The following is an 18,929-nucleotide window of genomic DNA, read 5'->3' as shown; positions in this document are numbered from 1 at the left end:
CGGCGCTCCGCCGCCCGCCCGATCCGGGCATCGGCCGCGATCCGCCCGGCGCGCATCGGCTCACCGCCGATCCGTCGACGCCGGCCCCGATTTCCGTCACCCCGCGCAGCCAACGGCCCCGTGCCGCCGGCCGGCGCCGCTGTTTTTCGCGACCATGGAACCGCATCACGACACCCATCCTCCCCTGACCCGCGGCATGACGCTGCTGTTCGCCTGCGCGTGCGGCATCGTCATCGGCAACATCTATTACGCGCAGCCGCTGCTCGCCGCGATCGCGCGCAGCTTCGGGCGCGCGCCGACCGAGCTCGGTTATCTCGTCACGCTGACGCAGCTGGGCTACGCGGCGAGCCTGCTGCTGATCGTCCCGCTCGGCGACGCGGTCAACCGCCATACGCTGATCGTACGGCTCCTGATGCTCAACGTCGTCGCGCTGGTCGCGGTCACGTTCAGCACGAACTTCACGATGTTCGTCGTCGCGAACGTCGCGGTCGGCTTCGTCACGTGTTCGACGCAGCTGCTCGTGCCGTTCGCGGCATCGCTCGCTGACGCGCGTTCGCGCGGCCGCGCGGTCGGCACGGTGATGAGCGGGCTGCTGCTCGGCATCCTGCTCGCGCGCGTCGCGGCCGGCGCAATCGCCGACGGGTTCGGCTGGCGCGCGGTGTACGGCATCGCCGCGGTGATGGTGCTCGCGCTGACCGGCGTGCTCGCCGTGAAGCTGCCGAAGGATCGCCGCGATACGCGCGTCGACTATGCGGCGCTGATGAAGTCGCTCGTCGCACTGGTGCGCGCGCAACCACTGATCGCGCTGCGCTCCACCTATGGCGCGCTCGTGTTCGCGTGCTTCAGCCTGCTGTGGACGGGCCTCACGTTCCTGCTGAGCCAGCCGCCGTACAGCTATTCCGAAGGTCAGATCGGCCTGTTCGGGATCGTCGGCGCGGTGGGCGCGCTCGCGGCGACGTCGGCCGGCCGGCTCGTCGATCGCGGCCACGGCAATGCGGCGACGGGGCTGTTCTCAGCGGCCGTGCTCGCGTCGTTCGCGCTGATCGCGACCGGCGCGCACTCGCTCGCGGCGCTGATCGCGGGCATCCTGCTGCTCGACGTCGGCGTGCAGGGCATGCACATCTCGAACCAGAGCGTGATCTATGCGCTGGCGGGCAACGCGCGCAGTCGCGTGACGACGATCTACCTGACGAGCTACTTCATCGGCGGCGCGCTCGGGTCGTTCGCGGCGAGCGTCGCGTACGGCATCGACGGCTGGCGCGGCGTGTGTATCGCGGGCGCGGCGCTTGCCGGCGTGCTGATCGCGCTGTGGCTCGCTTCGCAGCGCGTCGGCGTACGGCAGGTCACGCAGTAATCCGTTTCCAGATCGCCACGAAAAAAGGCACGCCGCGCGAACCGCGAGCGTGCCTTTTTTGCTTGCGCCGTCGTGTTGTGGGCTGGCGCCGGACGATCAGGCGGACTCGTCCGCGAAATCGATCAGCACCTTCATCGCGCGCTGCCGGTCGCCGGCCAGTTCGAACGCCAGATGCGCATCGCGCATCGGGAACACGCGCGTCACGGCCGGCCGCAGGTCGACGCGCCCCGCGTTGATCAACTGCACCGCGAGCGCGAATTCCGCATGGAAGCGGAACGATCCGCAGATCGACAGCTCCTTCGCGACCACAACGTTCTGCGGCAGGCTGACATCGCCGCCGAGCCCGAGCTGCACGACGACCCCGCGCGGACGCATCACGTCCAGACCGTCGCGCAGCGCACGCTCATTGCCCGAACACTCGATCATCACGTCGAACGTGCCCTTGTCGGCGGCGTAGCGCGCGACCCATCCGGCATCGGTCGCCGCATTGATCGTGCGGTCGGCGCCGAGCGAGCGCGCCACTTCCAGCGGCGCCTCGACGACATCGGTCGCGACGATCTCCGCCGCGCCGTGCACGCGCGCCGCCGCGACCGCCAGCACGCCGATCGGCCCGCAGCCCGACACCAGCACGCGCTTGCCGATCAGCGGGCCCGCGCGCGACACCGCATGCAGCCCGACCGCGAACGGCTCGGCGAGCGCCGCGAGCGACAGCGGCACGTGATCGGCAACCGGCACGCACTGCACCGCGTCGCACACGAGCGCGTTGCGAAACGCGCCCTGCACGTGCGGCATCCGCATCGCGCTGCCGTAGAAGCGCATGTCGAGACACTGGTTCGGCAAGCCTTCGAGGCAATAGCGGCACGCGCCGCACGGCCGGCTCGGATTGACCGCGACGCGATCGCCGACCTTCACCGCCGTCACGTCCGGCGCGACCGCCGCGACCGTGCCGGCAACCTCGTGGCCGAGCACCATCGGCTGCTTCAGCCGGATCGCGCCGAAGCCGCCGTGCCGGAAGTAATGCAGATCGGAGCCGCAGATGCCGCCCATCGCGACGTCGACGCGCACCTGGCCCGGGCCGATCTCGCCCGCATCCTGCTCTTCGACCCGCAGGTCGTTCGGCCCGTGGATCACGACACACATGCAACGCATACGCATGACACTCTCCTCAGACGACCGGCGTGAGCAGCGGCTCGCCGGCGAAGTGCGCGGCGAGGTTGTCGCGCACGAGCCAGCCCATCGCCTGGCGCGTCTCGATCGTGCCGCTCGCATGATGCGGCTGCAGCAGCACGTTCGGCAACGCGAGGAAACGCGGGTCGATGCGCGGTTCGTTCCAGAACACGTCGAGCGCGGCACCGGCGATCGCGCCGCGCTCGAGCGCGTCGAGCAGCGCGGGTTCGTCGACGGTCGTGCCGCGCGACACGTTCACGAGATAGCCGTGTGGTCCGAGTGCGTCGAGCACGCGTGCGTCGACGAGCCCGCGAGTCGACGGCCCGCCCGCGAGCGTGACGATCAGCAGGTCGCACCAGCCGGCCAGCTCGGCCAGATCGCCGAAGAAGCGGTGTGGGCTATCCGCGCGCGGCGCGACGTCGAAGTAGCCGAACTCGACGTCGAAGCCGGACAGCCGGCGCGCGAGCGTCGAACCGATGCGGCCGAAGCCGACCACGCCGACGCGCTTGCCGTAGAGCCGCGTGACGAGCGGCATGTCGCCGTCGCGCCATGCGCCGGAGCGCACGTACGCATCGCCGGCGCCGATCCGCCGCATCATCGCGAGCGCGAGCCCGACACCGAGATCGGCGACGTCACCGGTCAGCACGTCGGGCGTGTTCGTCACGCGGATGCCGCGTTCGCGCGCGGCGGCGAGATCGATCGCGTCGGTGCCCACGCCATAACACGCGATGATCTCGAGCTTCGGCAGCGCGGCGATCAGCGCGGTATCGGCGCCGAGGTCGCCGCGTGTCGCGATCGCGCGCACGCCGGCGCCCTGTTCGGCGAGGAACGCCGCGCGGTCGGCGGCCTCCCACAACCGGTGTACGTCGTAGCCGGCCGACAGCCATGCGTCGTCCCACGGCTGGTAAGGGCCCGTCATCAGCAGTGCGGGCCGCTGGGTCGATTCGTGCGCCATCTGCGCTTGCTCCTGTCGAGGTGAGTTGAAGGCGAAACCATGCCGGGCCGGGCCGCGTCGGCCGCCCGGCCCGTTCATGCGTGCCGCGCGAGCGGATCGGCGTCCGGCGCCGGTGCTGTTTGCGCCGCATCGCGCGGATCGTCGAGATCGCGGTTCAGCGTTTCGGGCATCCGCGCGGTCGTGAACAGCGTGATCAGCGTCAGCAGCGCCAGATAGGCGGCGATCGGCACCCACGCGCGCACGCCGGCCGCGTGGTCGCCGCCGTGCAGCGCGATCACGGTCGCGATGAGGGTCGCGCCGATCAGCGGCGCGATCCCGCCCGCGAGCACGGCCGATACTTCGCGCGAGAACGACACGCCCATGTAGCGATGGCGCGCGCCGAACAGCTCGGGCAGCAGCGCGGCCTGCGCGCCGAGCATCCCCCAGTTCGCGAAGCCTTGCGCGACCGAGATCGCGATGACGCTCGCGACCACGTTCCCCTGGCTGAAGATCCACCACACCGGGAACGCGAGCGCGAGTTGCAGCCACGCGAACGCGCGATACACGCGCACGCGGCCGAAGCGGTCGCTCAGCCGGCCCGCCAGCGGTACCGTGCATGCGCCGACCGTCGCCGCGCACACCAGCGCGAGCGCGCCGATCGGCCCCTTCATCCCGATCACGCCCGCGAGATAGCTGACGGCGAGCGCCTGGTAGATCGACGAGCCGCCGTTCTCGGCCATCCGCAGGCCGATGCCGATCAGCAGCGAGCGCTTCGAATGCCGGACCGCGCTCTTCAGCGGATTCGCCGAGACCTGCGCGCGTTTCTCGAGTCGCACGAAGGTCGGCGACTCGTGCAGCCGCACCCGCATGTAGAGCCCGACCGCGACGATCACCGCGCTGAACAGGAACGGCACGCGCCAGCCCCAGCCGTCCGTGACGCGGTCGAGGTTCGCGAGCAGCAGAAAATAGACGGCGGCCGCGAGCACCGTGCCAAGCTGGATGCCGAGAAACGGCAGCGACGCATAGAAGCCGCGCTTGCCGGGCGGCGCGTATTCGGTCATCAGCACCGCCGCGCCGGCCTGCTCGGCGCCGGCGCCGAGGCCCTGCAGGATGCGCAGCAGCACGAGCAGCGCGGGCGCCCAGTAGCCGGCCGTCGCGAAGGTCGGCAGCACGCCGATCAACGTGCTCGCGACGCCCATCAGCAGCACCGTCGCGGTCAGCACGAACTTGCGGCCGATCCGGTCGCCGAGCACGCCGAACACGACGCCGCCGAGCGGGCGCACCGCGAAGCCGACGAAGTAGGTGCCGAAGCTCGCGATCAACCGCATCTCCGCGGTTTGCCCGGGAAAGAACAGCGGCCCGAAGACCAGCGCCGACGCGAGCGTGTACAACGCGAAATCGTAGTACTCGAGCGCGCTGCCGAGCGAGCAGGTCCATGCCGCGCGGTTGAGCTGCTTCGTGTCGACGCCGCGGCGCTCGACGGTCTCGGCCGGCACGGCATCGTGCCGCGCGGGCGGCGGGGAAGTGCGATCCATCGTTGTCTCCTGTCTCCTGCTTCCGTTCCGGAACCTGGCTACGCGGCGCGCGCCGGGACATCGGCCCGCTCGTGCGGCGGGCTCTTCTGGGAATTCGGATGCCGGCCGAAGCCGGCCGACGGCACGCCGCGCATCGCGCGGGCGCGCCGCCGCTCAGACGGCGCTGGTCAGCCCGCCGTCGACGAACAGTGTCTGGCCGTTCACGAAATCGGAGGCGGCCGACGCGAGGAAGATCGCCGCGCCGCACAGCTCGTCGACGCGCCCCCAGCGGCCGGCCGGCGTGCGCTTGCACAGCCAGTCCGAGAACGCCGCGTCGTCGACCAGCGCGCGATTCAGTTCGGTCTCGAAATAGCCGGGCGCGAGGCCGTTCGCCTGGATGCCGTGGCGCGCCCAGTCGGCGCACATCCCTTTCGTCAGCATCCGCACCGCGCCCTTCGTCGCGGCATACGGCGCGATCGTCGGCCGCGCAAGCTCGCTCTGCACCGAGCAGATGTTGATGATCTTGCCGTGGCCGCGCGCGATCATGTGACGCGCGACCGCCTGCGCGACGTTGAACACGCCGTCGAGATTCACGCGCATCAGCGCATGCCAGTCGTCGGGCTCGAAGGTGTCGAGCGGCGCGCGGCGCTGGATGCCCGCGTTGTTCACGAGGATGTCGATCGCGCCGACGCGCGCCTCGAAATCGTCGATCGCCGCGCGCACCTGCGCATGCTCGGCGACGTCGAACACCGCATGGTCGGCCGCGAAACCTTCCTCGCGGAAATGGCGCGCGAGCGTCGCGGCCTTCTCCTCATTGCGATCGTTGATGACGATCGCCGCACCGGCTTCCGCGAGCCCGCGGGCGAGCGTCAGCCCGATCCCGCGTCCGGAACCCGTGATCAGTGCGCGGCGGCCGTCCAGGCGGAACCGTTCAAGCGCGTTCGTCATGCATGTCTCCTCGTGCCGGTGGAGCCGGGCGCCCGTCGCGGCCGGTCTCTCGTTGACGGTATCTTCGGCTGCCGCCCGGGCACCGCGCCAATGGTCTTTTTTGATGCGGTTATCATGAAATCTGATTACTGCCCTCGCCTGCCCGCCGCCCATGGAACTCAAGCAATTGCGCGCCTTCGTCACGCTCGCGGAAGAGCTGCATTTCGGGCGCGCCGCGCAGCGCCTGTTCATCGTGCAGCCCGCGCTGAGCATGCAGATCAAGGCGCTCGAGGAAGAACTCGGCGCGCGCCTGTTCGAGCGCGACCGGCACAAGGTCGAACTGAGCGATACGGGGCGCGTGTTCCTGCCCGAAGCGCGGGCCACGCTGCAGCAGGCCGCGCGCGCGGAACAGATGGCGCGGCTGTCGAGCCGCGGCGAGATCGGCACGCTGCGGATCGCGTTCGTGTCGTCGGTGCTGCCCACGCTGCTGCCGGCCGTGCTGCGCACGATGCGCGAGCGTTATCCGCTGATCACGCTCGAACTGAAGGACATGCCGACACCCGACCAGATCGCCGCGCTGCGCGACCGGCGGATCGATTTCGGGATGATCCGGCTGCCGGCCGCGTATGCGGGCATCGACACGCGCGTGGTGCTCGAGGAAGGTTTCGTCGTCGCGCTGCCGCTCGACCACCCGCTCGCCGCCCACGACGCGATCCCGCCGGCCGCGCTGCGCGGCCAGCCCGCGTTCGTGCTCGCGCGCCGCTACGCGCCCGGCTTTCACGACGACATGCTGCTCGCGCTGAGCCGCGCGGGGACGACGCTCGAGATCGCGCAGGAGTTCGGGGAATTCACGACGATGCTGGCGCTCGTCGCGGCCGGCATGGGCATCGGGCTGATCCCGGCGGAAGCCGCCAGCGCGCTGCCGCCGAACGTGCTCGCCCGGCCGCTCGACCTGGCCGGGCACCGGACCGGCATCGGCCTCGCATGGACCGACCTCGACAGCCCGCTGAAGCGCGCCTTCGTCGACGCGCTCGAGCAGGTGACGGCAGCGTCAACGCAATAAAAAAGCCCGGCCGGAAAACCGGGCCGGGCTCGTTCGCCGCGCGTGCCGCGTTGCGGCGGCCGCGCAACGTGCGGGATTACTTCGCGTTCGCGAATGCGACAGCCGTATCCAGCATGCGGTTCGAGAAACCCCACTCGTTGTCGTACCAGCTCGACACCTTGACGAGGCGACCCGACACCTTGGTCAGCGTCGCGTCGAACGTCGACGAAGCCGGGTTGTGGTTGAAGTCGATCGACACCAGCGGTGCGTCGTTGTAGCCGAGGATGCCCTTCAGCGCGCCTTCCGATGCTTCCTTCATGATCGCGTTGACTTCCTCGACCGTCGTGTCGCGCTTGGCGATGAACGACAGGTCGACGACCGACACGTTGATCGTCGGGACGCGGATCGCGTAACCGTCGAGCTTGCCGTTCAGTTCCGGCAGCACGAGGCCGACGGCCGAAGCAGCGCCCGTCTTCGTCGGGATCTGGCTATGCGTGGCCGAACGCGCGCGGCGGAGGTCTTCGTGATAGACGTCCGTCAGCACCTGGTCGTTCGTGTACGCGTGGATCGTCGTCATCAGGCCGGTTTCGAGGCCGATCTTGTCGTTCAGCGGCTTGACGAGCGGCGCGAGGCAGTTCGTCGTGCACGATGCGTTCGAGATGACGGTGTGCTCGGCCTTCAGCACGTTGTGGTTCACGCCGTAGACGATCGTCGCGTCGACGTCCTTGCCGCCCGGCGCCGAGATGATGACCTTCTTCGCGCCACCCTTCAGGTGCGCGCTTGCCTTTTCCTTGGTCGTGAAGAAGCCCGTGCACTCCATCACGACGTCGACGCCGAGCTCGCCCCACGGCAGTTCAGCCGGGTTGCGGTTCGCCAGCACGCGGATCTTGTCGCCGTTCACGACGAGGTAATCGCCGTCGACCGACACTTCGCCCGGGAACTTGCCGTGTGCGGTGTCGTACTGGGTCAGGTGCGCGTTGGTCTTCGCATCGCCCAGGTCGTTGATCGCGACGATCTCGAGATCGTGCTTCTTGCCGTTTTCATAAAACGCGCGCAGCGTGTTGCGGCCGATGCGGCCGTAGCCGTTGATTGCGACGCGAATCGTCATGGTCTATCTCCTGATGGCTGAAAAAATTCGTTTCGTGCAGCTTCACGGTGCGACGCGCGCGGCAGGGGGCGCGCGTCGCGAATGCATTTAGGCCAGTACGGCCTTCGCGGTCTCGACGACGTGCTCGACGGTGAAGCCGAAGTACTTGAACAGCACGCCGGCCGGCGCCGATTCGCCGAACGTGTCGATCCCGACGACGCCGCCTTCGAGGCCGACGTACTTGTGCCAGAACGACGTCACGCCCGCTTCGATCGCGACGCGGCGCACGCCGTGCGGCAGCACGCGTTCGCGGTATTCGGCGTCCTGGCGGTCGAACACGTTGGTCGACGGCATCGACACGACACGCGCCGCGATGCCCTGCTGCGCGAGCGGCTCGACGGCCTTCATCGCGAGCTCGACTTCCGAACCCGTCGCGATCAGGATGATCTTGCGCGCGACGATCTCTTCGTCCCAGTCCTTCAGCACGTAACCGCCCTTCTCGATGTTGGCGATCTGTGCATCGGAACGCGGGTTGAACGCGAGGTTCTGGCGGCTGAAGATCAGGCTCGACGGACGGTCGGCTGCGATCGCGTGGGTCCACGCGACGGCCGTTTCGACCGTGTCGGCCGGACGCCACACGTCGTGGTTCGGGATCAGGCGCAGGCTCGACACGTGCTCGATCGACTGGTGCGTCGGGCCGTCTTCGCCGAGGCCGATCGAATCGTGCGTGAACACGAAGATCGACGGCACCTTCATCAGCGCGGCCACGCGCAGCGCGTTGCGGCTGTAGTCGGAGAACGTCAGGAACGTGCCGCCGAACGGCTTGTGGCCGCCGTGCAGCGCGAGGCCGTTGATCGCGGCGCTCATGCCGAATTCGCGCACGCCGTAGTTGATGTGGTTGCCGAGCAGCACGCCCGCGCCTTCAGGATTCGCGCGAACGGCCTTCGAGGCCTTCCAGTTGGTCAGGTTCGAGCCGGTCAGGTCGGCCGAGCCGCCGAGCAGCTCGGGCAGCGCGGCTGCCAGCCCTTCGATCGCCTGCTGCGACGCCTTGCGGGTCGCCACCGTCTCGCCGCGCTCGTTCGCGCCGGCGATGATCGCCGCCGCCTTCTGCGCCCAGTCGGCCGGCAGCTTGTTCGCCATCCGGCGCTCGAATTCGGCGGCTTCTGCCGGGAACTTGGCGCGATAGGCAGCGAACGTCGCGTCCCATTCGGTTTCAGCGCGCTTGCCGGCTTCCTTCGCGTCCCATGCCGCGTAGACTTCCTGCGGAATCACGAACGGCTCCCACTTCCAGCCGAGCGCTTCGCGCGTCTTCGCGATTTCTTCCGCGCCGAGCGCCGCGCCGTGCACGTCGTGGCCGCCCGCCTTCGTGGCCGCGCCCTGGCCGATCACCGTCTTGCAGCAGATCATCGTCGGCTTGTCAGACAGCTTCGCCTTCGCGATCGCCGCGTCGACCGCGTCGACGTCATGGCCGTTCACGTTCGGGATCACGTTCCAGCCGTACGCTTCGAAGCGCTTCGGCGTGTCGTCGTGGAACCAGTTCACGACGTCGCCGTCGATCGAGATGCCGTTGTCGTCGTACAGCGCGATCAGCTTGTTCAGCTTCAGCGTGCCCGCGAACGAGCAGGCTTCGTGCGAGATGCCTTCCATCAGGCAGCCGTCGCCGAGGAACACGTACGTGTGGTGATCGACGATCTTCGCGCCGTCGCGGTTGAACTCGTCGGCCATCAGCGCTTCGCCGAGCGCCATGCCGACCGCGTTCGCGAGACCCTGGCCGAGCGGGCCGGTGGTCGTCTCGACACCCGGCGTGATCCCGTATTCCGGGTGGCCCGGCGTCTTCGAGTGCAGCTGGCGGAAGTTCTTCAGCTCTTCGATCGGCAGGTCGTAGCCGGTCAGGTGCAGCAGCGAGTACAGCAGCATCGAGCCATGGCCGTTCGACAGCACGAAGCGGTCGCGGTCTGCCCAGTGCGGGTTCGTCGGGTTGTGCTTCAGGTGGCGCGACCAGAGCGCGACGCCGATTTCGGCCATGCCCATCGGCATGCCGGGGTGGCCGGAGTTCGCTTGCTGGACGGCGTCCATCGCGAGCGCACGGATCGCGTTGGCCATCAGGGTGGTGGAGGCGGGAGACGAAGTCGTCATGTCGAGTCCGGAGAACGAGTCGAGGAAACGGGGGCACGGCGGCATCCGGAAGCTCGAGCGTCAATCGTTCCCGGCGCGCGGTGCGGCGCCTGACGGACGCGAAGCGGACGGAGCCTACGGACGGGGCTGCAAAGCTCGTCATTTTAACAGATGGGCTGACATTTCCCTTGTCCGCGCGTAGTGTTCCGGCACGGTTTTCCGTCAAACCGCGCGCCTCCTATAATTCAGACGTCAGAACTGCCTGCCCTCAGCGGCCCCGCCCGTGAGCACCACGCTTCTCTTTCACCCTACGCCCGACGCCACCTACGGCTTCCCGAATGCGCGGCGGCTCGCGCATGTCGCGTCCCCGCACCAGCAGATCGAGGTCTGGGAAACGCCGCAGCTCGGCCGCCTGTTTACGCTGGACGGCCAGCCGATGACGTCGGTCGGCGACGAGTACGTCTATCACGAGTGCATGACGCACCCGGCCGCGCTCGCACATCCGTCGCCGAGGAAGGCGCTTGTGCTCGGCGGCGGCGACGGCGGCGCGGCGCGCCAGTTGCTCAAGCACGCGTGCATCGAGCGGATCGTGATCGCCGAGCTCGACGACGAGGTGGTCGGGATGGCGCGCCGTTATCTCGACGACGTGCACCAGGGCGCGCTCGACGACCCGCGCGTCGAGGTCGTGATCGGCGACGCCGCGCATTTCGTCGAATCGACCGTCGAGCATTTCGATCTCGTCGTGTTCGACCTCACGCCGCCCGATTCGCCGGCGGCCGGCCTCTATACGCGCGCGTTCTACGCGCGGCTCAAGCGGATCCTCACGCCGTGCGGCGCGATCTCGATGCACCTCGGCTCGCCCGTGTTCCATGCCACGCGCATCGCCGCGCTGCTCGACGACCTGCGCGCGAGCTTCGCGGTCGTCGATCCGCTGTCCGCGCACGTGCCGCTGTACGGCTCGCAGTGGCTGATGGCGATCGCGAGCGACACGCTCGATGCGGCCGCGCTGTTCGCGCACGACATCGACGACCGGCTCGCCGCCCGTCGCGTGCAGGGCTTGCGCTACTACGACGCGCGGCTGCATGCGTCCCTCTTTGCCCTGCCCTGCGCGCTGCGCGATACACTGGGCGCTCGCCGCTGAGCACCCGGGCGGCCCGAGCCGTTCCGCTTTTCCCCACGCAGGAGAACTACCGATGACCGATCCACGTCCGGCCAACGTGCCTTGGTTGACGCCCTACCTGGCCGTACGCAACGCGCGCGCGGCCATCGATTTCTTCAAGGCCGCATTCGGCTTCGAGCTGCGCGACGTGCACGACGAGGACGGCGCGATCATGCACGTCGAGATGGCCTATCGCGGCCAGCTGATCGTGATGTTCGCGCCCGAAGGCGCGTTCGGCTCGACCGCGCTCACGCCGAAAAGCGCGAACACGACCGCGCCGCAATCGTTCTATCTGTATGTCGACGACGTCGACGCCACCTGGCAGCGCGCGCTCGACGCGGGCGCGAAATCGCTGAGCGCGCCGCAGGACCAGTTCTGGGGCGACCGCTTCGCGCAGATCGAGGATCTCGACGGCTACCGATGGGCGCTCGGACACCGTCTCCACGCATGACCGACACCGCAACACGCATGAACGAAGCCACCACCACCGCGGCCGTGCCGCGCTTTTTCGTCGAAGCCGCATTGCGCGCCGACGCAACACTCGCATTGCCGGCCGACGTCGCACGCCACGCACAGGTGCTGCGCCTGCAGCCCGGCGACGTGCTCGCACTGTTCGACGGCACCGGCGGCCAGTACCGCGCGCGGCTCGTCGAGATCGACAAGCGCAGCGCGATCGCGCAGATCGACACGTTCGAACCGGCCGAAGCCGAACCGCCCTACCGCGTGACGCTCGCGCAAGGCATCGCCGGCGGCGACAAGATGGACTGGGTGATCGAGAAAGCCGTCGAGCTCGGCGTCGCGGCGGTCGTGCCGCTGTCGACCGCGCGCGGCGTCGTGAAGCTGTCCGGCGAACGCGCGGACAAGCGCGTCGCACACTGGCGCGGCGTCGTGCGTGCGTCGTGCGAACAGTGCGGACGCAACCGTGTACCCGACGTTGCGCCGGTCGCCGGCTTCCACGCGTGGCTCGATACGCTGCCTGCCACACCGGCCGACGGCGAGCTGCGGCTGCTGCTGTCGCCGCGTGCGAGCATCTCGTTTGCGTCGTTGCCCGACGCGCCGCCCGCGGCCACCGTGACGCTGCTGATCGGCCCCGAAGGCGGGCTGTCGCCCGACGAGGAAAACGCGGCGCGTGCGCGCGGATTCACCGCGCTGTCGCTTGGGCCCCGCGTGCTGCGCACGGAGACGGCCGGCGCGGCTGTGCTCGCTGCGCTCGCCGCACGCTGGGGCGGGTGGTAAGCCCGCCCGCTGCCACGTACTACTTTGCGTCGCCCGGCACCGGAATCGGGTCGACGAGCGCATCGATGACCGGCGACAGCACCTCGCCCGGCCGGCCGTTGAACCAGCCCTTGTCGTTCGTGCCATAAACGTCGAACTTCGACGACACCGTCCGGTTCATCGGCGCATCGTCGAAGATGCGCGTCATGCCCGAGTAGATCGCCGTGAACGTGGCGATCATCGCCTTGTCGCCCTTCGGCTTGCGTCCACCCAGTTGCGCCTGCAGCGCCTTCGCCCCCGGCTCCACATCCGCGACGCGGCATTCGAACGCGACAGTCGCGATCTGCTGGCCTTCGATGTATTCGTTCGGCGCCTGCGTCGAACCGGTCGACTTGCACTGCGTGCGCTGAAGCGCGCGCAGATACGACGTGACCATCGCATCGACCGGCGCACGCAGCGCCGCGCGCGTCTTCGGCGGCATCCGGGACAGCATTCCGTCGGCCATCTCCTTCTTCATGCCGTCGCCTAGATGCGCAATCGCATCGGTATCGATCGGGTCCTTGCCGTCGTACTGCGATCGAACCGCGTCGTTGTACTGGGCGGCCTTCGACGCATCGCCGTTGACGAACATGCCCAGATACAGGTCGACGGTCTGCTCGGGGGTCAGCGGCGCGGCATGCACGGCACCTGCCGCAACGACCAGCGCGGAAACGACGAGCGCACGAACGGCGCGTGCACGCGGACGGCGAGCGACGACGCCCGGCGTGAAACGGGATTGATTCATGGGAATACGGCCCTCTCTCGGATTGTTCGAATGTCGTCCGGCGACGCAATCAGTCGTCCGGGACGGATGCGATTGTCCAGAAAAAAGGGGCGCGACGAAAGGACTTCGTCGGAATGAGACCGGCGACGGGAATCTCGCCGGGCGCGGACGCAAAAAAGCCCGCTCGAAGCGGGCTTTTCACCGGGTCGGCCGCGGGCCGGTTCGCGCTTACGCGAACGAGTAGAACACCCGGAACGCGACCTTGCGTTCGGCCCAGAACTCGGCCGCTTCGCGGAACACGTCGAGCAGCGTCTCGCGCCCTTCCTTGTCGAATTTCTGCGCGATCGGCAGCCCTTCGAGCACGATCACGAAACCGGGCTGCGCGCCGGCCTTCGCGACGAGGTCGGTCAGGCAGTCGTACAGCGCGTCGTAGTTCTTCCCGAAATGCTTCGGAAACAGGAACGACGTCGCGATCGTTTCCATCACTTCCTGCTTCGACTGCGCGGCGCCGCAAAACGCGTACAGGAAATGCTGGCCGAGCCGGGTGGCTTCGTCGGCGAGATCCTGCACGCGGAACGCGCGGATCGACTGCACGAGATTAGGTCGCACGCTCGTGAAAAGGCTCATAGGCTCCTCGTTCGATGAAAGCCCGGGCTCGGCTTCCTGTTGCTCCGGCGCACTGCCGGCCTGCGCCGCCGCGTGAAGTTGGATCACGCGCTGAAACAGATTGCCGTCGCCGGTCGCGAACAGTTCCGCCGCCGTCGCCGTATCGTGCGCGTAGATGGAGTCGCTCATGCCATTCATCCCGAAGTCATTCAACAATACGTTTAAAACTGTTGTAGTGGTCGCCCGTGTAATAACAGTTGTCGATCCGGCGCAACGGCCCGCCACAGACGATCCGGCGCGCGCCGCGATTGCGGGCACGCGGCGTCGGCACCGTGTATTCATGGTAGTAGCCGCGCTTCGCCTTCGGCAGGATCCGCTCGCGGTTGCCGAACACGACGCCGTCTTTCTCGTACGGATAGGGACCGCCGGCGCCGATCAGGCCCAGCGTGGTCACGGCCTCGCGCGGAAGACTGGCGGTCGGAATCGTATCGAGCCCGCTCGCGGCCACGTCGGCCGAAACGGCCTCCCGTGCGTAAGCGGCGGAAACCAGACTGCCCGTCGGCGTGCCGACGATACCCATCGCGAACATCGCGAAGACGGACGCGAGCGCGCCGTTGCGGAGCCACTTGCGTGCCATGAACCAGGGTTCCCGCTGTTAAATCAAGTAGTTGACGACCAACAAAGGCGTTAGCGTAGCGTTATTGGCCGCGCGAATCAATGTCCGTTTGGGAATCGAAAGCCCGACGACGCGCCGATTTGCGCATTTCTTACCGAAATTACACTACATTTATCTTACACAGGATAAAATACAGGCGGCATTTCTCCATGGCAAGACCTGCCTCCTTGCCACGCTCGCTACCCGGAGCGGTGAGAGATGCTGCTGTTGCTTGAGGGAAGCGCGTTTGCGCCCTGCCCGACGGCGTGCCCATTGCGGGCACGCCGCTTTTTTCTTTTGTTTACAATTTCGCCCGACGCGCCACGCCGGTTCGACCGGCCTGGCGCGTTCGTTTTTGCTTAGCGCGTGGCGTTGACATCGGCGACCAGCAGCGCCGCCATGTTGACGATGCGGCGAACGGTCGCCGATTCGGTCAGCACATGCACCGGCTGGGCAGCGCCCAGCAGGATCGGCCCGATCGCGATGTTGTTGCCGGCGGCCGTCTTCAGCAGGTTGTACGCGATGTTCGCGGCGTCGATATTCGGCAGGATCAGCAGGTTCGCTTCGCCTTCCAGCGTCGATTCCGGCAGGATTTCCTTGCGCAGCGCCGCGTCGAGCGCGACATCGCCGTGCATCTCGCCGTCCACCTTCAGCTCCGGTGCGCGTTCCTGCAGGATCTCGAGCGTATCGCGCATCTTCTTCGCCGAAGGTGCGTTGCTCGTGCCGAAATTCGAGTGCGACAGCAGCGCGACCTTCGGCTCGATGCCGAAGCGGCGCACTTCTTCCGCGGCCATGATCGTGATCTCGGCCAGTTGTTCCGGGGTCGGATCGACGTTCACGTGCGTGTCGACCAGGAAAATCTGGCGGCCCGGCAGCACGAGGCCGTTCATCGCCGCGTACACGCTGCAGCCCGGGCGCTTGCCGATCACCTGGTCGATGAAGTGCAGATGGCGGTGCGTGGTGCTGATCGTGCCGCAGATCATCCCGTCCGCTTCGCCCTTCTTCACCAGCATCGCGCCGATCAGCGTCGTGCGGCGGCGCATCTCGACGCGCGCGAGCTGTTCGCTGATGCCCTTGCGCGCCATCAGCTTGTAGTACGTCTGCCAGAAGTCGCGGTAACGCTCGTCGTGCTCGGTGTTGACGACCGTGAAGTCGACGCCCGGATTCAGGCGCAGGCCGTAGCGGTGGATACGGTGCTCGATCACCGACGGGCGGCCGATCAGGATCGGCGTCGCCAGTTTTTCGTCGACGATGATCTGAACGGCACGCAACACGCGCTCTTCTTCGCCTTCCGCGAACACCACGCGCTTCTTCTCTTCCGGCGCGGCGCGCGCGATCTGGAAGATCGGCTTCATCGTCGTGCCGCTGTGATACACGAACTGCTGGAGGTGGACGCGGTACGCCTCCATGTCCTCGATCGGGCGCGTCGCGACGCCGCCGTCCATCGCGGCCTGCGCGACGGCCGGCGCGATCTTCACGATCAGGCGCGGATCGAACGGCTTCGGAATCAGATATTCGGGCCCGAACGACAGGTCCTGGATGCCGTACGCGGTCGCGACGATGTCGCTCTGCTCGTGCTGCGCAAGCTCGGCGATCGCGTTGACGGCGGCGATCTCCATTTCACGCGTGATCGTCGTCGCGCCGACGTCGAGCGCGCCGCGGAAGATGAACGGGAAGCACAGGACGTTGTTGACCTGGTTCGGGTAGTCGGTGCGACCGGTGGCGAGAATCGCGTCCGGGCGCACTTCGAGCGCCGCTTCCGGCAGGATTTCCGGCGTCGGGTTCGCGAGCGCCAGGATCAGCGGGCGCTCGGCCATGCCCTTCACCATCTCCGGCTTCAGCACGCCGGCGGCCGACAGGCCGAGGAAGATGTCCGCGCCGTCGATCACTTCGGCCAGCGTACGGGCTTCCGTTTCGCGTGCGAAACGCTCCTTGTCCGGGTCCATCAGTTCGGTGCGGCCCTTGTAGACCACGCCGGCCAGGTCGGTCACCAGGATGTTCTCGATCGGCAGGCCGATGTCGACCAGCAGGTCGAGACACGCGAGCGCGGCCGCGCCCGCGCCGGACGCGACGAGCTTCACCTTCTTGATGTCCTTGCCGACGACCTTCAGGCCGTTCGTGACGGCCGCGGCCACCACGATCGCGGTGCCGTGCTGGTCGTCGTGGAACACCGGAATCTTCATCCGCTTGCGGCACTCGCGCTCGACGATGAAGCAGTCCGGCGCCTTGATGTCTTCCAGGTTGATCCCGCCGAAGGTCGGCTCCAGCGCGGCGATCACGTCGACGAGCTTGTGCGGGTCCGACTCGTTCAGCTCGATGTCGAACACGTCGATGCCGGCGAACTTCTTGAACAGCACCGCCTTGCCTTCCATCACCGGCTTCGACGCGAGCGGGCCGATGTTGCCGAGACCGAGCACCGCCGTGCCGTTCGTGACGACGCCAACCAGGTTGCTGCGCGCGGTGAAACGCGCCGCGTTGAGCGGATTCTCGACGATCTCCTCGCACGCGAACGCCACACCCGGCGAATACGCGAGCGCGAGGTCGCGCTGGTTGATCATCTGCTTGGTCGGGGCGATCGCGATCTTCCCGGGCGTCGGGAATTCGTGATAGTCGAGCGCGGCTTCGCGGAGCTTGGCTTTGGAGGAGGCTTGCGTGGACATGTGTCTCTTGACGGGCGGATTAGAATAACTCTTCGACGGCATTGTAGCGCCAATCACCGGCCGCCAGACCGGCGTTTCGGGTGCGACAGCCGCGACAAAAATGTCCAGAACGGTACACGAACACCCGCCGTTCGCCTCGTACAATGCCGTTCCTTCAACCGTATCGGATCCATCCGCCGTGCCAGCCGCCCTCTCCGAGTTTTCGCTGATCGAACGCTTCTTCGCGCGCCGCGCGGCACAGGGCACGCGCGCGTCGACGCTCGGCATCGGCGACGATTGCGCGCTGATCACACCCCGATCCGGGAAATTGCTGGCCATTTCGACGGACATGCTGGTCGAGGGCCGCCATTTCTTCCCTGACGTCGCGCCCGACGCGCTCGGCCACAAGACACTCGCGGTCAACCTGTCCGACCTCGCGGCGATGGGCGCCGAGCCGCGCGCGTTCACGCTCGCGTGCGCGCTGCCGCGTGCCGACGCGGCATGGCTCGAGGCGTTCAGCAACGGGCTGTTCGCGCTCGCCGAGCGGTTCGGCTGCGAGCTGATCGGCGGCGACACGACGAGCGGGCCGCTGAACCTGTGCGTGACCGTCTTCGGCGAAGTCGCACCCGACGCGGCGCTGCGGCGCGATGCCGCGCGCGACGGCGACGACGTCTGGGTGTCCGGCACGCTCGGCGATGCGCGCGCCGGCCTCGGCGTCGCACGCGGCGAATGGGCCGCCGGCGTGAACGAAGCGGCCGCGTTCCGGCGCGCACTCGAGCGCCCCGAGCCGCGCGTCGCGCTTGGCCTTGCGCTCGCGGGCGTCGCGCACGCGGCGCTCGACATCTCGGACGGCCTCGCCGGCGACCTGCAACACATCCTCACTCGCTCGAACGTGCGCGCCGAGATCGACGCCGATGCGGTGCCGCGCTCGGCCGCGCTCGCGACGCTGTCGCCCGACGTGCAGCGCCGCTGCACGCTGGCGGGCGGCGACGACTACGAGCTGTGCTTCACCGCGCCGGCCGCGGCCCGCGCGGCGGTCGAAGCGGCCGGTGCAACGGCCGGCGTTGCGGTCACGCGAGTCGGTACAATACGCGCGTTGTCCGCCCCGTCGGAGCAGCCCGCGATCGCGTGGCGCGACGCCGCCGGCGCCCCCCTGGCTCTCACGTTGCACGGCTTCGATCACTTCCATGCAGACTGACCCGACGTCCGCGCACGCCGCGGCCGAGCCCGACGCCGCACAGAACGCGCCGAAGCGTGCGAACGCGCGCTTCATGCTGACGCACCCGGCGCACATCGTGTCGCTCGGCTTCGGCAGCGGGCTCGCGCCGATCATGCCCGGCACGTTCGGCTCGCTGTTCGGCTGGCTCACGTTCGTCGTGCTCAACCGCTACCTGACGGTGCCCGAATGGTGGGGGCTGATCGCGGCCAGCTTCGTGGCAGGCACGTGGATCACCGGTTTCACCGCGAGGAAGATGGGCACGTCCGATCCGGGGCCCGTCGTCTGGGACGAGATCGTCGCGATCTGGCTGGTGATGCTGTTCGTCACGCCCGCGACATTCGTCGGCCAGTTGTGGGCGTTCGTCGCGTTCCGCTTCTTCGACATGCTCAAGCCGCCGCCGATCCGCTACTTCGACCGTCGCCTGAAAGGCGGGCTCGGCATCATGGTCGACGACCTGATCGCCGCGTTCATGACGCTGCTCGTGATCGCCCTGTGGCGCTCCGTCGTCGGCTGACCGATTTCCCGACTCCCGT

17 protein-coding genes are annotated in these 18,929 nt (G+C 68.1%); 7 read left to right on the top strand and 10 right to left on the bottom strand.

Translation table 11 applies throughout. From position 1 onward, the window contains the following. The first annotated feature begins 154 nt into the window (after positions 1 to 154). Positions 155 to 1,354, top strand: coding sequence for an MFS transporter (locus tag H3H55_RS02935; RefSeq protein WP_193097616.1), 1,200 nt, complete (start codon positions 155 to 157; stop codon positions 1,352 to 1,354). A 96-nt stretch (positions 1,355 to 1,450) separates the two neighbouring features. On the opposite strand, the gene H3H55_RS02930 is transcribed toward H3H55_RS02935, so the two are convergent. From H3H55_RS02930 to H3H55_RS02915, 4 genes are all read right to left on the bottom strand, one after another. After that, the gene (locus H3H55_RS02930) at positions 1,451 to 2,509 is read right to left on the bottom strand and encodes an L-idonate 5-dehydrogenase (protein ID WP_193097615.1); all 1,059 of its coding nucleotides are present in this window, start codon (positions 2,507 to 2,509) and stop codon (positions 1,451 to 1,453) included. Between the two features lie 10 nt (positions 2,510 to 2,519). Continuing rightward, a complete protein-coding gene (locus H3H55_RS02925; RefSeq protein ID WP_193097614.1) occupies positions 2,520 to 3,476 on the bottom strand; it encodes a 2-hydroxyacid dehydrogenase in 957 nt (318 codons plus the stop codon). A 74-nt stretch (positions 3,477 to 3,550) separates the two neighbouring features. After that, positions 3,551 to 4,990: an MFS transporter gene (locus H3H55_RS02920; RefSeq protein ID WP_193097613.1), complete on the bottom strand. Its 1,440-nt coding sequence runs from the start codon at positions 4,988 to 4,990 to the stop codon at positions 3,551 to 3,553. A gap of 153 nt (positions 4,991 to 5,143) precedes the next feature. Then, positions 5,144 to 5,917 (bottom strand): SDR family NAD(P)-dependent oxidoreductase, encoded by a 774-nt coding sequence (locus H3H55_RS02915; RefSeq protein ID WP_193097612.1) that lies wholly within the window; start codon positions 5,915 to 5,917, stop codon positions 5,144 to 5,146. A 151-nt stretch (positions 5,918 to 6,068) separates the two neighbouring features. Between H3H55_RS02915 and H3H55_RS02910 the strand changes: the two genes are divergently transcribed. Then, complete coding sequence (locus H3H55_RS02910; protein WP_193097611.1) at positions 6,069 to 6,959, top strand: LysR family transcriptional regulator; 891 nt, start codon at positions 6,069 to 6,071, stop codon at positions 6,957 to 6,959. 76 nt (positions 6,960 to 7,035) lie between these two features. Here the strand turns inward: H3H55_RS02910 and gap are convergent, their stop codons facing one another. Together gap and tkt are read right to left on the bottom strand one after the other, a co-directional pair. Next, positions 7,036 to 8,046 carry a type I glyceraldehyde-3-phosphate dehydrogenase gene (gene gap, locus H3H55_RS02905; protein WP_014898111.1) on the bottom strand — a complete coding sequence of 337 codons (1,011 nt, stop codon included), beginning with the start codon at positions 8,044 to 8,046 and terminating at the stop codon, positions 7,036 to 7,038. A gap of 87 nt (positions 8,047 to 8,133) precedes the next feature. Beyond that, a complete protein-coding gene (gene tkt, locus H3H55_RS02900; RefSeq protein ID WP_193097610.1) occupies positions 8,134 to 10,206 on the bottom strand; it encodes a transketolase in 2,073 nt (690 codons plus the stop codon). 217 nt (positions 10,207 to 10,423) lie between these two features. Between tkt and speE the strand changes: the two genes are divergently transcribed. Genes speE through H3H55_RS02885 form a run of 3 tightly spaced genes read left to right on the top strand, consistent with a single transcriptional unit; the run spans position 10,424 to position 12,535 of the window. Further along, on the top strand, positions 10,424 to 11,281 hold the full coding sequence (speE, locus tag H3H55_RS02895; RefSeq protein WP_048251188.1) for a polyamine aminopropyltransferase: 858 nt from the start codon (positions 10,424 to 10,426) through the stop codon (positions 11,279 to 11,281). A gap of 52 nt (positions 11,282 to 11,333) precedes the next feature. Beyond that, on the top strand, positions 11,334 to 11,750 hold the full coding sequence (locus tag H3H55_RS02890; RefSeq protein ID WP_193097609.1) for a VOC family protein: 417 nt from the start codon (positions 11,334 to 11,336) through the stop codon (positions 11,748 to 11,750). Positions 11,751 to 11,767: 17 nt separating this feature from the next. After that, positions 11,768 to 12,535, top strand: coding sequence for a 16S rRNA (uracil(1498)-N(3))-methyltransferase (locus H3H55_RS02885; protein ID WP_193097608.1), 768 nt, complete (start codon positions 11,768 to 11,770; stop codon positions 12,533 to 12,535). A 19-nt stretch (positions 12,536 to 12,554) separates the two neighbouring features. Here the strand turns inward: H3H55_RS02885 and H3H55_RS02880 are convergent, their stop codons facing one another. From H3H55_RS02880 to H3H55_RS02865, 4 genes are all read right to left on the bottom strand, one after another. Then, positions 12,555 to 13,298, bottom strand: coding sequence for a hypothetical protein (locus tag H3H55_RS02880; RefSeq protein WP_193097607.1), 744 nt, complete (start codon positions 13,296 to 13,298; stop codon positions 12,555 to 12,557). 207 nt (positions 13,299 to 13,505) lie between these two features. Next, positions 13,506 to 14,072 (bottom strand): barstar family protein, encoded by a 567-nt coding sequence (locus H3H55_RS02875; RefSeq protein ID WP_048251226.1) that lies wholly within the window; start codon positions 14,070 to 14,072, stop codon positions 13,506 to 13,508. A 16-nt stretch (positions 14,073 to 14,088) separates the two neighbouring features. Beyond that, on the bottom strand, positions 14,089 to 14,520 hold the full coding sequence (locus H3H55_RS02870) for a ribonuclease domain-containing protein (RefSeq protein ID WP_048251184.1): 432 nt from the start codon (positions 14,518 to 14,520) through the stop codon (positions 14,089 to 14,091). A 377-nt stretch (positions 14,521 to 14,897) separates the two neighbouring features. After that, complete coding sequence (locus H3H55_RS02865) at positions 14,898 to 17,240, bottom strand: NADP-dependent malic enzyme (protein WP_276321857.1); 2,343 nt, start codon at positions 17,238 to 17,240, stop codon at positions 14,898 to 14,900. 136 nt (positions 17,241 to 17,376) lie between these two features. On the opposite strand from H3H55_RS02865, the gene thiL reads away from it, so the two are divergent. Further along, positions 17,377 to 18,375: a thiamine-phosphate kinase gene (gene thiL / locus H3H55_RS02860; protein WP_193097606.1), complete on the top strand. Its 999-nt coding sequence runs from the start codon at positions 17,377 to 17,379 to the stop codon at positions 18,373 to 18,375. Further along, positions 18,365 to 18,910 carry a phosphatidylglycerophosphatase A gene (locus H3H55_RS02855; protein WP_193097605.1) on the top strand — a complete coding sequence of 182 codons (546 nt, stop codon included), beginning with the start codon at positions 18,365 to 18,367 and terminating at the stop codon, positions 18,908 to 18,910. The genes thiL and H3H55_RS02855 overlap by 11 nt, the downstream gene beginning before the upstream one ends. Positions 18,911 to 18,929: the final 19 nt, after the last annotated feature.

Source organism: Burkholderia sp. Z1, assembly GCF_014893795.1.
GTDB classification, from domain to species: Bacteria; Pseudomonadota; Gammaproteobacteria; order Burkholderiales; family Burkholderiaceae; genus Burkholderia; species Burkholderia theae.
Note: the sequence above shows the minus strand (reverse complement) of the source record. Positions and strands in the feature narration are given on the sequence as shown.

Bases quoted from the DNA above. Each gene is read 5' to 3' on its own strand.
- H3H55_RS02935 (WP_193097616.1), top strand. From the start codon at position 155: ATGGAACCGCATCACGACACCCATCCTCCCCTGACCCGCGGCATGACG.
- H3H55_RS02930 (WP_193097615.1), bottom strand. From the start codon at position 2,509: ATGCGTATGCGTTGCATGTGTGTCGTGATCCACGGGCCGAACGACCTG.
- H3H55_RS02925 (WP_193097614.1), bottom strand. From the start codon at position 3,476: ATGGCGCACGAATCGACCCAGCGGCCCGCACTGCTGATGACGGGCCCT.
- H3H55_RS02920 (WP_193097613.1), bottom strand. From the start codon at position 4,990: ATGGATCGCACTTCCCCGCCGCCCGCGCGGCACGATGCCGTGCCGGCC.
- H3H55_RS02915 (WP_193097612.1), bottom strand. From the start codon at position 5,917: ATGACGAACGCGCTTGAACGGTTCCGCCTGGACGGCCGCCGCGCACTG.
- H3H55_RS02910 (WP_193097611.1), top strand. From the start codon at position 6,069: ATGGAACTCAAGCAATTGCGCGCCTTCGTCACGCTCGCGGAAGAGCTG.
- gap (WP_014898111.1), bottom strand. From the start codon at position 8,046: ATGACGATTCGCGTCGCAATCAACGGCTACGGCCGCATCGGCCGCAAC.
- tkt (WP_193097610.1), bottom strand. From the start codon at position 10,206: ATGCCGCCGTGCCCCCGTTTCCTCGACTCGTTCTCCGGACTCGACATG.
- H3H55_RS02890 (WP_193097609.1), top strand. From the start codon at position 11,334: ATGACCGATCCACGTCCGGCCAACGTGCCTTGGTTGACGCCCTACCTG.
- H3H55_RS02885 (WP_193097608.1), top strand. From the start codon at position 11,768: ATGAACGAAGCCACCACCACCGCGGCCGTGCCGCGCTTTTTCGTCGAA.
- H3H55_RS02880 (WP_193097607.1), bottom strand. From the start codon at position 13,298: ATGAATCAATCCCGTTTCACGCCGGGCGTCGTCGCTCGCCGTCCGCGT.
- H3H55_RS02875 (WP_048251226.1), bottom strand. From the start codon at position 14,072: ATGAGCGACTCCATCTACGCGCACGATACGGCGACGGCGGCGGAACTG.
- H3H55_RS02870 (WP_048251184.1), bottom strand. From the start codon at position 14,520: ATGGCACGCAAGTGGCTCCGCAACGGCGCGCTCGCGTCCGTCTTCGCG.
- H3H55_RS02865 (WP_276321857.1), bottom strand. From the start codon at position 17,240: ATGCCGTCGAAGAGTTATTCTAATCCGCCCGTCAAGAGACACATGTCC.
- H3H55_RS02855 (WP_193097605.1), top strand. From the start codon at position 18,365: ATGCAGACTGACCCGACGTCCGCGCACGCCGCGGCCGAGCCCGACGCC.